General features: G+C 70.5%; 12 protein-coding genes. 7 read left to right on the forward strand and 5 right to left on the reverse strand.

Annotation, left to right across the window (positions count from 1 at the left end):
• Positions 1–97: 97 nt before the first annotated feature.
• A complete protein-coding gene (locus FHR33_RS00490; protein ID WP_246451542.1) occupies positions 98–724 on the forward strand; it encodes a GNAT family N-acetyltransferase in 627 nt (208 codons plus the stop codon).
• Positions 725–923: 199 nt separating this feature from the next.
• A complete protein-coding gene (locus tag FHR33_RS00495) occupies positions 924–1,370 on the forward strand; it encodes a tautomerase family protein (protein WP_183641924.1) in 447 nt (148 codons plus the stop codon).
• 6 nt (positions 1,371–1,376) lie between these two features.
• On the opposite strand, the gene FHR33_RS49615 is transcribed toward FHR33_RS00495, so the two are convergent.
• Positions 1,377–4,949 carry a discoidin domain-containing protein gene (locus FHR33_RS49615; protein WP_183641926.1) on the reverse strand — a complete coding sequence of 1,191 codons (3,573 nt, stop codon included), beginning with the start codon at positions 4,947–4,949 and terminating at the stop codon, positions 1,377–1,379.
• A 297-nt stretch (positions 4,950–5,246) separates the two neighbouring features.
• On the opposite strand from FHR33_RS49615, the gene FHR33_RS00505 reads away from it, so the two are divergent.
• The 5 genes from FHR33_RS00505 (at position 5,247) to FHR33_RS00525 (ending at position 9,724) form a co-directional block, all read left to right on the forward strand.
• Complete coding sequence (locus tag FHR33_RS00505; protein WP_183641929.1) at positions 5,247–6,311, forward strand: sugar ABC transporter substrate-binding protein; 1,065 nt, start codon at positions 5,247–5,249, stop codon at positions 6,309–6,311.
• 62 nt (positions 6,312–6,373) lie between these two features.
• The gene (locus FHR33_RS00510; RefSeq protein ID WP_183641931.1) at positions 6,374–7,348 is read left to right on the forward strand and encodes an ABC transporter permease; all 975 of its coding nucleotides are present in this window, start codon (positions 6,374–6,376) and stop codon (positions 7,346–7,348) included.
• Entirely contained in the window at positions 7,345–8,121 is a 777-nt protein-coding gene (locus FHR33_RS00515) for an ATP-binding cassette domain-containing protein (protein WP_183641934.1), read from the forward strand. The genes FHR33_RS00510 and FHR33_RS00515 overlap by 4 nt, the downstream gene beginning before the upstream one ends.
• Positions 8,122–8,156: 35 nt before the next feature.
• A complete protein-coding gene (locus tag FHR33_RS00520; RefSeq protein ID WP_183641936.1) occupies positions 8,157–9,038 on the forward strand; it encodes a sugar phosphate isomerase/epimerase family protein in 882 nt (293 codons plus the stop codon).
• A complete protein-coding gene (locus tag FHR33_RS00525) occupies positions 9,035–9,724 on the forward strand; it encodes a nucleoside/nucleotide kinase family protein (RefSeq protein WP_183641939.1) in 690 nt (229 codons plus the stop codon). The genes FHR33_RS00520 and FHR33_RS00525 overlap by 4 nt, the downstream gene beginning before the upstream one ends.
• 73 nt (positions 9,725–9,797) lie before the next feature.
• Here the strand turns inward: FHR33_RS00525 and FHR33_RS00530 are convergent, their stop codons facing one another.
• The 4 genes from FHR33_RS00530 to FHR33_RS00545 are packed head-to-tail and all read right to left on the reverse strand — an operon-like array spanning position 9,798 to position 12,851.
• Positions 9,798–10,595 (reverse strand): class I SAM-dependent methyltransferase, encoded by a 798-nt coding sequence (locus tag FHR33_RS00530; protein WP_183641942.1) that lies wholly within the window; start codon positions 10,593–10,595, stop codon positions 9,798–9,800.
• Positions 10,592–11,233: a maleylpyruvate isomerase family mycothiol-dependent enzyme gene (locus FHR33_RS00535; RefSeq protein ID WP_183641944.1), complete on the reverse strand. Its 642-nt coding sequence runs from the start codon at positions 11,231–11,233 to the stop codon at positions 10,592–10,594. The genes FHR33_RS00530 and FHR33_RS00535 overlap by 4 nt, the downstream gene beginning before the upstream one ends.
• 26 nt (positions 11,234–11,259) lie before the next feature.
• Positions 11,260–12,516, reverse strand: a complete 1,257-nt coding sequence (locus FHR33_RS00540) for an RNA polymerase sigma factor (RefSeq protein WP_183641946.1) — start codon at positions 12,514–12,516, stop codon at positions 11,260–11,262.
• A gap of 5 nt (positions 12,517–12,521) precedes the next feature.
• Positions 12,522–12,851 (reverse strand): YciI family protein, encoded by a 330-nt coding sequence (locus FHR33_RS00545; RefSeq protein ID WP_246452363.1) that lies wholly within the window; start codon positions 12,849–12,851, stop codon positions 12,522–12,524.
• Between the last annotated feature and the right edge of the window lie 149 nt (positions 12,852–13,000).

Here is a 13,000-nt window from a genome sequence, read left to right on the forward strand (position 1 = left end):
CCGGCCTGACCGCCTGCGTTTTACCTCGGCGGCGCGGAGGCGGCTGGGGCTTTGATCGATTTCCTCCCCTCGACGAGCCGCGATAGCGTCGCATCTCATGATCGAGGGGCACGGTGACGAAGGGACCGCGCGGACGGCGGCGGCGATCGAGGCGTTCATGGCCGGCAGAGAAGGCTCCTCCCGCGTGGCCCTGCGCCCGCTCACCCGCCACGACCAGGACGAGTTCGTGGAGCTGGTGCGCGCCAGCGCGGACCTGCACCACCCGTGGATGTCCCTGCCCGCCACGCCGGAGGCGTTCCAGAGCTACCTCGGGCGATTCGACCACGCGACCGCCCAGAGCCTGCTGATCTGTGTGCGCGGCACCGGAGCCATCGCAGGCCTCGTCAACATCAACTCCATCATCCGCGGACGCCTCCAGAGCGCCTCGCTCGGCTACGCCGCCTTCACCCCCGCCGCGGGCAGGGGCTACATGTCCGAAGGCCTGCGCCTGGTGCTGCACTACGCGTTCGAGCAGCTGCGGCTGCACCGGTTGGAAGCCCAGATCCAGCCAGGCAACCACGCCTCCCTGAAGCTGGTCGAGCGCCTCGGCTTCCGCAAGGAGGGCTTCTCGCCCGAACTGCTGTTCATCGACGGCGGCTGGCGCGACCACGAACGGTGGGCCGTCACCGCGGGCATGATCGGCATCACGTCATGGGATCCGCATCCGACCCTGCCCGTCCGCTGACCGTCCCACCCGCCGGATCGGCCTGCTGAGCGCGCGTGCGGCTCGCCAGGGCCGGACGGCGCCGATGGCCAGGGAGGGTCCACGCTGTGATCCGTCGCGCCGTCCCTGCGGGCCCCTGTCTCCGCAGGGGCCGGGTTGAGATTCTGAACTCACTCGCCTAGTCTCGAGTACAAAATCTGTACTGACAGAGGAGTGGGACATGCCTTTCGTGGAACTGTTCGCCCCCAAGGGAGCTCTCGACGGCGAGCGCGGCCGGCGGGTCAAGGAGCGGCTGGTGGCCGAGGTGATGCAGGCCGAGGGCGCGCCCGACAACGAGGCCGCGCGAGAGATCTCCTGGCTCGTGGTCAACGAGCCCCAGGAGTGGTTCGTCGGCGGGCGACCGATCGCCGGCCAGGAGCAGCCCCGCTACGTCGTCAGAGTCAGCGTCCCGGCCGGCTCGCTCGACGACGACAAGCGAGCCGACATGATCCAGCGCATCACCCGGGTCCTCTCCGAGGGGGAGGAGGACCCGCGGCGGCTCCACGACAAGCCGGTCGCCTGGGTGCACCTGATCGAGATCGCCGATGGCAACTGGGGCGCCATGGGTAAGATCTTCCGCTTCTCCGACATCATCGAGTACGTGATCGGCGCGCCCGTCCCGGGCTGACGGGCCCTACGGGGTGACCGGGATGTTGGTCAGCCCCGTCGTGGCGTTGGCGACGGTGTTGGAGGCGTGGACGACGTTCAGGACGCCCGGGCACTTGGACGTGGAGGTGATCTTGATGGCGTACTGGCCGACGCCGCCGAGGTCGGAGCGGTTGTCCCGCCAGACGTTCCCGCACCCGTTCCGGAACGCCGGGGTGGTGGAGGGGTTGTGCGTCTCGTACCCGTTGGCCAGGGTGCCGGGAGCGGTGAAGGTCCCGGTGTTGCCTTCGATCAGGTAGCCGACGCCCTTGGCGTCGATCCAGGAGTCCGCCGAGTTCTGGCCGCTGAGTCCGGTTCCGTTGAACGTGTTGCCCCTGATCACGCCGTCGAAGGTGCCCTCCTTCACGTCGACGTGCTCGGCGGTGACCTGGGGGCCGAGCTGGTTGTTCAGCACCTTGACGCGGTCGGAGCGGTCGGCGCCGCCCGAGTTGCCGTGGCAGCCCCAGTTGGAGCCGGCCGAGCCGATGTACACCGCCTCGCCGTAGCCGGGCTGGACCAGTCCGGTGTGCGTGATGCGGGAGTTCTGGATCACCCCGTCGGCCGACGACCTCCTGAAGTGCACGGCCTCGTCCTCGACGTGGTGCACGTACACCCCGTCGATCGTGACGTGGTGGGAGTTGTCCAGCACGATGCCCTTCTTGGAGTCCTTCACCGTGAAGCCGGTCAGCTTCCAGTGGGGCGCGTCGTACAGCCACAGGCCGTAGCCGGAGTCCCATCCGCCTCCAGGGGCGGGGCAGGAGGGCGCGGTGCCTGAGGGACCCTCGTTGACCAGGACGGCGTTCGACGGGCCTGTCAGGGTGATGGGGGCGGCGGCGCTGCCCGCGCGCTGGGTCACGAACGCCCCGCGGTACTCGCCCGCCGCCAGCCTGATGGTCTGTCCCGGCCGGGCGGCGGCCAGGGCGGCGGTCAGCCCGGCGGAGGTCGAGACGTCCACGACGGCGCCGGGCGCGCCGCCGTCCGTGGTGCCGTAGATCTCGAACTCCCACAGCGAGTAGCCGTACGGCGTGCCGCGGGTCGTGCCGTACATCCGGACGTAGCGCCCGCTGCCGGTGACGGCCAGGTCGTCGACCGCCCCGTCGCCCGTGCTGGTGGAGTGGACGTCGGCCCACGTGGAACCGTCGGCGGACGTCTGGATCGTGTAGGCCCTGCCGTAGGCGGCCTCCCAGGAGAGCCTGACCCTGGTGATCGTGGCCGTGGAGCCGAGATCGATGGTGATCCACTCAGGGTCGTGGCCTTCCACGCTGGCCCAGCGGGTGGCGCCGTCGCCGTCCACGGCCTTGCCCGCGGCGAACTCGGCCGCCTCCACGGAGGAGGAGGTGGCGGGTCTGCCCCGCGACAGCAGCCTCTCCTCTCCACCGGGACCGGCCTGGGTCGTGGCGGTGACGGCGGTGCTCGCGGGGGAGGTGTTGCCCGCGGCGTCGCGCGCTCTGACGGTGTAGGTGTAGCCGGTCGAGGGGGTGAGCCCGGTGTCGGTGTGGGCGGTGCCGGTGACGGTGGCCGCCAGGGTGGTGCCGCGGTAGAGGTCGTAGCCGCTCACGCCGACGTCGTCGGTGGCGGCGTTCCAGGCCAGCGACACGCTGGTGGCGGTGGCGCCGGTCACCCGCAGGCCGGAGGGGGCGCTCGGCGCCGTGACGTCCTGGCCCGAGCCGGGGGCCTTGAGGAAGAGCGAGCCCGACGGGTCGGTCATCGAGGCGTGGACCCCCGAGCCGGTGTAGTCGAGCGTCTCCCCACCCGCCCAGTCGAGGATGGTGTTCCCGCCGGTGGCCAGATGCTGGAATCTCGTGGGATCGGCGGCGGAGCTGCCGAACTGGTAGACCCGCTGCCGGTCGGGATAGTAAGCCTGGTAGGCCCCGCCCTGCGTGGTCTGCTTGGTCAGCTGGTTGTTGTAGAAGACGTTCTGCGGGCCGCTGGAGCCCGACCACTTGGCCGCCTTGGGCCCCGCGCCCCACCAGATCGGCCACCACGTCGAGTCGTCGACCCCGCCGCCGCCCTCCTCGCCGCAGTTGGCCCGGCAGTTCTTCGAGGCGTGCTCGTACGGCACCGCCACCCTGTTGCTCTCGAACAGGTTGCGCCGTTCCCAGCCTCCGTGCAGGTTGAGGTCGGAGTCGAAGTCGTTGCCGATCGCCACGTTGCCCGAGGCCGACCACTGGAAGGTGAAGTGGCGCAGGTTCCTGCTGGTGTTGTACGCGTAGAGAGAGTCCCAGACGCGCGAGCCGCGGAAGTAGCCGTTGCCGCCCTTGCCCTTGTTCCATGAGCCGTTGAAGTGCGACTCCTGGACCTGGATGTTCTTGGCGTTCTCGGTCACGACCGCGTGGGAGCCGGTCATCCGCGTGCCCACGCGCCTGATCCAGACGTTGGCCGCCCACTTCAGCACGATCCCGTGCTGGGCGTACTCGGGCGCCATGTTGCCGTAGTTGTGCACGGCGTCGGCCTCGTCGAGATCGTGGACACCGCCGCCGAGCTTGGGCATGCCCGTCATCTCCTGGGTGAGGGTCAGGTCCTCGATGCCCACGCCCTGGACGACCTTCAGCGGGGTGACCCTGCTGGGGTAGACCGTGCCGCCGATCGCGGCCGAGCCGTCCGAGGTGGAGTTGACCGGCAGGTCGTACTCCAGGGGCTTGTCGATGACGAGAGTCCTGCCCGCCGGGTCGACCGAGGCGATCTGGAAGATCTGCTGGCGCATGTGCAGGTTCGTGTGGCGCGCGGTGTCGGTCACCGTCTGCTGCTGGTAGAACTTCACGCTGTTGGCCGCGCCGACCCAGAGGAAGCCGCCGGCCCTGAAGCGCGACATGTCCGCGCTGGTGGCGAGCTTGATGAGCGTGCTGCCCGCGGCCGACGACTCACGCAGCGGCACGCCGCCCGCCCAGTGCTGGTTGACGCTGCCCTCGAAGAGGTCCTTGCGGTTGGCGGGGGCGGAGGCGTGGTCGCTCGCGTACCTGGTATGCACGTCGCGGGTCTGGACGCGCAGCAGGCTGCGGCCCGGCCAGGTCCAGCCGCCCTTGCCCGCGCCGTGGGTCATGCCGTCCTCGTCCCAGTCGCTGCCGTCCTCGGTCAGGGTGTCGTAGCGGGTGTTCGCGTCGGGACGGAAGGCGAGGACGGTCTGGCCCATGCCCGCGCCTCTGAGCACCAGATAGTCGGCGTCCAGGGCGAGTTGCCGGGTGACCAGGATCCGGCCGGCGGGCAGCGTGATGGAGGAGAGCCTGGTGTAGCCGGCGGTCGGTGTGCAGGTCGTCCTGATCGCGTCGATGGCCGCCTGCAGGCCCGTGGTGGCGTCGCCGCCGTCGGCGCGCACGCCGTACTGCCCGGCCAGTTCGGCGGGCGTGACGTGGCATGCGGCGTCGGGGTGCGCGTCGGCAGGGCCGGGTAGGGCGGCGCCGCCCCGGTAGCCCGCCCTGCTCCAGTCGGGCAGGCCCGCCACGGGAGCCCGCCTGTTGGCGCTGCTCAGGTCGGGGATCGCGGCGGCGGACGCCGGGGGGTGCTGGGCGACCACGGTGGACAGGACGACGGCCCCAATCGCCAGCCATCGGGGGAGGTGCGACATCGGCAGTCCTTCAGGGGGTGGATGCGCTCATTAATTAGGAAAATTTCCTAACTATACGGCGGAGGGTAGACATCCTGAGGCGCCGATGCAAGGCCCAAACCGGCTGTCGCGAAGGCGGCGGCGTGCCGCGGGACCGCCCAAGGATGTCGCCCGCACTTATGTCTGTAGGACCGCTATAAACAGGCAACATGCTGGGCGCAATTCACGAAAGTTTCGATTTTTAACGTCAAAAGATGGGTTGTGTTATTTCACAAGGGAACCTTACGGTCATTCCATCGACGCTGAAAGGGGCATCCGATGCACGCGAACAGCAGGAATGGGCGCGCCGCGGCAGTGGGCGCGATCGTGGCCCTGGAGGCGCTCGTGCTGGCAGCATGCGCTTCCGGTGAGCCGGCCGGCCCCGGCGTCAGGGTCGAGGCGGCCGCGGCCGGCGGTCCGGCCGGTCAACCGAGGATCGCCGCTGTGATCAAGGGTCTGGACAACCCGTTCTTCCAGGCCATGAAGCAGGGCATCGACGACCAGGCCCGCGCGGGGGGCGTGACGGTCACGGTCCAGGCGGCCAACTCCATAACCGACACCACGGGCCAGGCCGACAAGCTGAACGGCCTCGCGGGGCAGGACTTCTCCTGCTACGTGGTCAATCCGATCTCCGGTACCAACCTGATCCAGGGCCTGGCCAGGCTCTCCATGCTGAACAAGACGGTCGTCAACATCGACAGCCCTGTCGACCCGGCCGCGGCCAAGAGCGCCAACGTCAAGCTGGCCACCTACATCGGCACCGACAACGTCGAGGCGGGCAAGATGGCCGGCCGGCGGATGACCGAACTGCTGCCCTCGGGCGGCGACGTCGCGGTCATCGGCGGCATCGCGGGCGACGTCACCAGCGGCGCCAGGGTGCAGGGATTCCAGCAGGGCATCGGGCCCAACCTCAAGGTCGTCCAGACCGTCGCGGCCAACTGGGAGCGTCAGATGGCGCTCACCGCCGCGACCGACGTCATGCGGGCGAACCCGAACCTGGTGGGGTTCTTCGTCGCCAACGACGACATGGGGCTCGGGGTGGCACGTGCCATCGCCAACAGCGGCAAGACGGGCAAGGTGAAGGTCATCAGCGTCGACGGCAACAAGGACGCGCTGGAAGCGGTCAAGGCCGGCACACTCGACGGCACCGTCTCCCAGTACCCGTACGCGATCGGTCACATGGGAGTCGAGGCGTGCCAGGCCGCCGCGGCAGGCAAGACGCTCCCGCCCAATGTGAAGGCACCGGTCGAGATGATCACCAAGGACAACGCCGACCAGGCGCTGGCATCCACGCCCAAGCCGTTCGGCGCCTACGACGACCCGTTCAAGGCTCTCATCCAGTAGCGGCTACCACGTCGCGGCGATCCACCGGCGCAGGCCGGGGGCGGCGCGGCCAAGGGACAGACATGGCAAACGCAACGCTCGCCGCAGGCGATCGAGAAGCCTGGTCGGCCCGGCTGAAGGATCTGGGTTTCTGGGCCGAGTGGGCCGCCCTCGTGGGGCTGGTCGTCCTCGTGATCGTCTTCCAGGCGCTGAACCCGACGTTCCTGAGCGCGGGAAACATCGCGTCGATGCTGGTCGCCGCGGCGATCCTGATCATCCTGGCGGTGGGCCAGACCTTCGTCATCGCCACGGCGGGCATCGACCTGTCGATCGCCTCCACCATGACGCTGGGCGCGGTCGCCTTCGGCCAGGCCTACGCGGCGGGGTGGGGGCTGCCGCTGTCGTGCCTGCTGGGGATCGTCGCCTCGGCCCTGGTCGGGGTGGCCAACGGCGTGATCATCGCCCGCGGCAAGATCACCGACTTCATCGTGACGCTGGGGACGCTGTCGGCGGCCTCAGGACTCGCGCTCATCCTGGCCGACGGCAAACCCGTGACGATCATCGACCCGGTCCTGCTGGGCCTGTCGACAGGCGGCCTCGGGATCTTCGGCTGGTCGTTCGTCATCGCGGTCGTGGTCGCGCTGGTGGCGCACGTGATGCTCTTCCACACCCGGTTCGGCACCCACCTGCTGGCCACCGGAGGGGCGCCGGAGTCCGCGACGGCCATGGGGATCAGCACCGAACGCATCAAGATCGCCGTCTACACGATCAGCGGCACGCTCGCAGGACTCGGAGCGATCCTCCTGGTCGCGCGCATCGGCGCCGCCGAGCCCGCCGCCAACACCTCCTTCCTGCTCAACTCGGTGGCCGCGGTCGTGCTCGGTGGCGTCAGCCTCTTCGGCGGGCGGGGCACCATCATCGGCCCCTTCATCGGCGCGATGCTGCTGGTGGCGCTGGTCAACGGCCTGACCCTGCTCGGCGTCTCGCAGTTCTACCAACCCCTGGCCGTCGGCATCGTCGTGGTGCTGGCCGCACTCCTGACGAGGTTCCAGCGATGACCGCCCGACCCGATCCCGGCACCTCGACCGACGGCGCGCTGCTGCGCTGCGAGAACGTCTCCCTGTCCTTCGGCAACGTCCGGGCCCTCGTCGAGGTCTCGCTGACGCTGCGGCGGGGCGAGATCACCGCCCTCGTCGGCGACAACGGCGCGGGCAAGTCCACACTGGTGCGCTGCGTCTCCGGGATCCACCGGCCGCAGAGCGGACGCATCGTCTTCGACGGCGACGAGATCGACTTCCACTCTCCCGAGGACGCCCGCGAGGCGGGCATCGAGACCGTCCACCAGACCCTGGCCCTCGTCGAGGACCTGACGGTGTGGCAGAACCTCTTCCTCAACCGCGAGATCGTCCGCCGTCTGGGCCCCGTCGCCCTCCTCGACCGGCGGGCCATGCAGTCCCGCTCGAAGGAGATGGTCTCCACGCTTGCGGTCAACGTGCCCGCGGTGCGCTCACGCGTCCGGCGGCTCTCCGGCGGCCAGCGCCAGGCCGTCGCCATCTGCCGCGCCGCGGGTTTCAGCTCCAAACTCGTCATCATGGACGAGCCCACCGCGGCCCTCGGCGTCCAGGAGACCGCCCGCGTCGAGGAACTCATCTCCAGGATGCGCGAGGAGGGGCACTCCGTCCTGCTCATCAGCCACAACTTCATCCAGGTCATGCGGCTCAGCGACCAGGTGTGGGTCATGCGCGCCGGCCGCTGCGTCGGCGGGCGCCGTACGGCCGAGACGTCCGGCGAGGAGATCGTCGCCCTCGTCACCGGCGCCGCCGGCCAATGAACACGACCCCAGCACCACGAGAAAGCACCCAACTCATGACCACTGACACCAAGACCAACCAGATCGGCGTGCACGCCCTGGTGTGGGCCGGCGACACGAGCCCGTCCTCGCTGGCCTCCGCGATCGAGAAGACCAAGGCCACCGGTTTCGACCTGCTGGAGATCTCCCTGCACGACTCGGCGAACCTCGACGTCGTCGCCGCGCGCGACGCCCTGCGCAAGGCCGACCTCGGGGTGGCGTGCTCGCGAGGCCTCGCCTTCGACGCCGACGTCTCCAGCGACGACCCGTCCGTGGTGGAGCGCGGCGAGAAGCTGCTGCACGACTCTCTCGCCGTGACCGGCGCGCTCGGAGGCACCCACTTCACCGGCGCCCTCTACAGCGCCCTGGGCAAGTACGACCACCCACTGACCACCGCTGGGCGCCGCAACGTGGTGTCGGTCCTGCGCGGGCTGGCCCAGGAGGCCCAGCGGAAGGTCATGACGCTCGGCCTGGAGATCTGCAACCGGTATGAGACCAACGTCATCAACACCGCCCGCGACGCGCTCGTCCTCGCCGACGACATCGGTGAGGACAACGTCCTCATCCACCTCGACACCTACCACATGAACATCGAGGAGGACGACCTCGTACGGCCCGTGCACGAGGTCGGAGACCGGCTCGGCTACGTTCACGTCGGTGAGAACCATCGCGGGTACCTCGGCTCCGGGCACCTCGACTTCACCTCCTTCTTCCACGCGCTGGCAGACATCGGCTATGCCGGGCCCATCACCTTCGAGTCCTTCTCCTCGGCGGTCGTCATGCGGGGCCTGTCCAACGATCTGGCCATCTGGCGCAACCTGTGGTCCGATGGCGAGGACCTGGCACGCCACGCGCATGCCTTCATCACCGAGCACCTCCACACGAGCCGATCACGATGACGACACTCGACGAACTGGCGAACCGGGCCCGCTCCCTGGTCCGTGGCGGTCACCGCGCCCTGCTGGGCATCGCGGGCGAACCCGGCTCTGGCAAGACCACGCTCGCCGAGAACCTGGTCGCGCTGCTGCGGCGCGCGCCGCCGGTCGGCCTGCCGCAGGGGGAGTGGGTGGCGTACGTGCCGATGGACGGTTTCCACCTGGCGGACGTCGAACTCGACAGGCTCGGGCGGCGCGACCGCAAGGGAGCTCCCGACACCTTCGACGCCGCAGGCTACGCGGCGCTGCTCGGGCGCCTCCGGCAGGACGAGGAGGACGTGGTCTACGCGCCCGCGTTCGAACGCGATCTGGAGCAGCCGATCGCCGGGAGCATCCCGGTCGAGCGGGCGGCCAGGCTGGTCGTCACCGAGGGCAACTACCTGCTGCTCGAGCAGGGCGACTGGGCGCGCGTGCGGCCCCGGCTGCACGAGGTCTGGTACTGCGATCTCGGCTCGGACGAGCGCGTGCGCCGCCTCGTGGCCCGCCATGAGCGGTTCGGCAAGGACCATGACGCAGCCGTGGCATGGGTGCTGGGCACCGACCAGCGCAACGCCGACCTCGTCGCCACCACCCGCGCCCGCGCCGACCTCGTCGTCCCCGACACCCTCCTGCGCTCGATCGGCTACCGGGACCGGGCATTGATCGACTGACGACCGCACTCGCTCCAGGCACGCGGGTGCCGTCCGCCACGGCTCCCACTCCGACGGCCGGCCGGGATCGGGGCTACCGGCGGAGGGCGACGATCAGGCGGGCGTGCGGACGGTGATGCCACTCACCGGCGGGGGCGCGGCTCAGGAACTCCTCGCGCAGCCGGTCGACGAACGCCTCTCCTCGGGCGGTGGCGAGCGCGCGCAGGGGCCCGGAGCGGACATAGGCGTCGAAGACGGTCGGCGCGTCCACGTGGGACATCGGGTACGGCACCCGCTCGTCCCTCTCGACGGCCGCGCCGGCGGCCGTGAGCGCCGCCGTGAGCCGCTCCTCCCACGAGCCGTCGCCCGGCGGCACGTGCCGGCCGAGCACGTCCTTCATGAGCGCGAAAGGCCCGTCGAGCTCGGTGACGTCGGGCCAGAAGACGACAGAGAGCCGGCCCGCGGGACGCAGCGCCGTCACCCATGACCGGACGGCGAGCTCAGGCTCGGGAAGCTGCTGGAGACCGAACACCGACACGACGGCCCCGCACCTGCCCGACCAGCGTGGGTCGAGCGTCGAGGCGTCGCCCTCGACGACGCTCACGTTCGGCCACGGGGCGGCCCGCTCACGCGCCCTGCGCACCATCCCCTCGGACAGGTCGATCCCGACGATCTCACGAAGGGGAAAGTGCTCGATCAGCGCGTCGAGCTCGGGAAAGGTTCCGCAGCAGGGCACCAGGACCGGCCCCTCGGGCGGCTCGGAGGTCGTGACCGCCTCCACCGCCGCCTCGACCCAGGGCGCGAAACGAGGGACGAAATAGGCGTCGTAGCCCTCGGCCGCCTCGTCCCAGCCTCTGGCCACCCGGGCGAACCGTTCGGCGTGATCCTTCATCGCCCGCCCAGCCTAGCGGCGATCCGCTGAGTGCCTGACCCCGACAGGGCAGCCAGCCCGCTCACCCGCCCCGTCGCCAGGAGGAGCAGGTCACCCGCCGGCCCCCGCACCTCGTCAGGACCCTCGCCTGCCGACCAGTCCAGGTCGGTCGCGACCAGCCTCGTGCCGAGGAAGCGCTTGCGGGCGCCGTAGAACGAGCTGTCGTGGACGTGGGCCAGCGCCGCCATGACCGGTCCTTCCGGCATCTCGCGCACGCGGCCGAGCGGCCGCGCCACGTCCTGCCCGTGCACGAGCGCGTCGACGAGTGGGTCCAGCGGCCCCGCGCCGAGCGCGCGACGCGGCGAGCCCGCCGTCTGCCTGAACTGCGCGACGAGCTCGGCCGGCGTGAACCTGGCCGCCCGCTCCCTCGCCTGGTCGGCCACCATCGTGTGGAAGTCGCCGCGCGCCCTGATCACGCCCCTGATCGTGCCGAGCAGCGTCGAGCGCGTGGACATCGTCAGGTGAGCGGCCACGTCGTGCACCGTCCAGCCGGGACACAGGGAGTCCGTCTCCCACTCGTGCGCGCCGAGATCGTCCAGGAAGTCGGCGAGGCTGAGCCGTTCGGCCTTCAGCCAGGAAAAGATCTTGTCTCTGTCCACGTTCGATTCTCCTCGTCGGATGAGGTTCAGGCGCCGGGCGTCTCGACGGCGTGCAGTCTGCGCCGCAGGTGCGCCCGCTCGGGTTCGGTGCCGGCCAGCTCCAGCGCCTCCCTGTAGGCGGCCGCCGCCTCGGGGAAGCGGCCAAGCCTGCGGAGCAGGTCAGCCCTTGCCGTGGGGTAGGGGTGGTAGCCGCGCAGCCTCGGCTCGTCGGCCAGCTCGTCGAGCAGCGCCAGGCCCGCCTCGGGGCCGTCGCGCATGGCGAGCGCCGCGGCCCTGTTCAGCGCGACGACGGGGGAGGGCGCGAGAGCGACAAGCACGTCGTAGAGCGCCACGATCTGCGGCCAGTCGGTGGAGGCGACGTCCGCGGCCTCGTCGTGCAGAGCGGCGATCGCCGCCTGCACGCCGTACGGGCCTGGCGGGCCGCCGGTCAGCGCGACGAGCACCAGGTCGCCGCCCTCCTCGATCATGGACTGGTCCCAGCGGTCGCGGTCCTGCTCGTCGAGCAGCACGATCTCGCCGTCGGGACCCGTCCTGGCCTCACGCCTGGCGTGGATCAGCAGCATCAGCGCGAGCAGGCCCGCGACCTCCCGCTCGGAGGGAAGCAGCCTTCGCAGGATCCAGGCCAGCCTGATGGCCTCCTCGGCGAGGTCGAGCCGCTGCAGCCGAGCACCCGAGCTGGCCGCGTAGCCCTCGGTGAAGATCGAATAGATGACCTGGAGCACCCCTGGCAGGCGCTCGGGCAGCTCGTCCGCGCCGGGCACGCGGAACGGGATGCGGGCCTCACGGATCTTCTTCTTCGCCCGCACGATCCGCTGGGCCATCGTCGCCGGCGGCAGGAGAAAGGCCCGCGCGACCTCGGCGGTCGTCAGCCCGGCCAGGCAGCGCAGAGTCAGGGCGCCGCGGTCCTCCGCCGCGAGAGCCGGGTGGGCGCAGGTGAAGAACAGCTGCAACCTCTCGTCGGGCAGATCGCCTCCGGCGTCCGCGGGCGGGGCGGGCGCGGCCCGGTCCGCCTCCACCTGCAGGACGGCGAGCCTGGCCGCGTAGGCCTGGTCCCGCCGCAGCCGGTCGACGGCCTTGCGGCGCGCCGTCGTCAGCAGCCAGGCCCCCGGCCTGTCGGGGACGCCCTCGACAGGCCAGTGCTCCAGCGCCGCCTCGATGGCCTCGGACGTGACGTCCTCGGCCAGGTCGAGGTCGCCGAAGCGGCGGACGAGAGTGGCCAGCAACCTGCCGCGCTCCTCACGGAACACCCACTCCACCGACGACTCGACAGGCCGCTCGTCCATGGCCGTCAGAGCCCGAAGTCGGCGACCGGCCGCACCACGACCGACCCGCCGCCGCGCGCCCCCGGGCAGCGGGCGGCCCAGTCGAGCGCGACATCGAGGTCGGGCACGTCGATGACGTAGTAGCCGCCCAGGACCTCACGGGTCTCGGCGAACGGCCCGTCCGTGACGGTCCGTTCCCCTGCGGGGCCGACCGTGACCGTCGTGGCGGTGGTCAGGTCCGCCAGCGACTCCGACGAGACCCTGATCCCCGCCTCGCGCACCGCCTTGTCGTAGGCCATCCAGTCCTCGACACCGCAGGCGGGATCGGTCGTCGCGCCACTGTAGATCAGCAACATGTACTTCAAGGCAGGGCTCCTTTGTCTACTGCGTGTCCTCGCCTGGCGAGGCGCCGTACGGAATGACGACGAACGGGACCCGCCCCCATCGACACAGGCCCCCGAATTTTCTCAGCACGAGCTTTCTGTGACGCCGGCGGTCAGGGGAT

The organism is Nonomuraea dietziae (genome assembly GCF_014195505.1).
Classification (GTDB): Bacteria; Actinomycetota; Actinomycetes; order Streptosporangiales; family Streptosporangiaceae; genus Nonomuraea; species Nonomuraea roseola.

What these genes read in the sequence shown, in the direction of transcription:
- FHR33_RS00490 (WP_246451542.1), top strand. Translation starts at nt 98, where the DNA reads ATGATCGAGGGGCACGGTGACGAAGGGACCGCGCGGACGGCGGCGGCG.
- FHR33_RS00495 (WP_183641924.1), top strand. Translation starts at nt 924, where the DNA reads ATGCCTTTCGTGGAACTGTTCGCCCCCAAGGGAGCTCTCGACGGCGAG.
- FHR33_RS49615 (WP_183641926.1), bottom strand. Translation starts at nt 4,949, where the DNA reads ATGTCGCACCTCCCCCGATGGCTGGCGATTGGGGCCGTCGTCCTGTCC.
- FHR33_RS00505 (WP_183641929.1), top strand. Translation starts at nt 5,247, where the DNA reads ATGCACGCGAACAGCAGGAATGGGCGCGCCGCGGCAGTGGGCGCGATC.
- FHR33_RS00510 (WP_183641931.1), top strand. Translation starts at nt 6,374, where the DNA reads ATGGCAAACGCAACGCTCGCCGCAGGCGATCGAGAAGCCTGGTCGGCC.
- FHR33_RS00515 (WP_183641934.1), top strand. Translation starts at nt 7,345, where the DNA reads ATGACCGCCCGACCCGATCCCGGCACCTCGACCGACGGCGCGCTGCTG.
- FHR33_RS00520 (WP_183641936.1), top strand. Translation starts at nt 8,157, where the DNA reads ATGACCACTGACACCAAGACCAACCAGATCGGCGTGCACGCCCTGGTG.
- FHR33_RS00525 (WP_183641939.1), top strand. Translation starts at nt 9,035, where the DNA reads ATGACGACACTCGACGAACTGGCGAACCGGGCCCGCTCCCTGGTCCGT.
- FHR33_RS00530 (WP_183641942.1), bottom strand. Translation starts at nt 10,595, where the DNA reads ATGAAGGATCACGCCGAACGGTTCGCCCGGGTGGCCAGAGGCTGGGAC.
- FHR33_RS00540 (WP_183641946.1), bottom strand. Translation starts at nt 12,516, where the DNA reads ATGGACGAGCGGCCTGTCGAGTCGTCGGTGGAGTGGGTGTTCCGTGAG.
- FHR33_RS00545 (WP_246452363.1), bottom strand. Translation starts at nt 12,851, where the DNA reads ATGTTGCTGATCTACAGTGGCGCGACGACCGATCCCGCCTGCGGTGTC.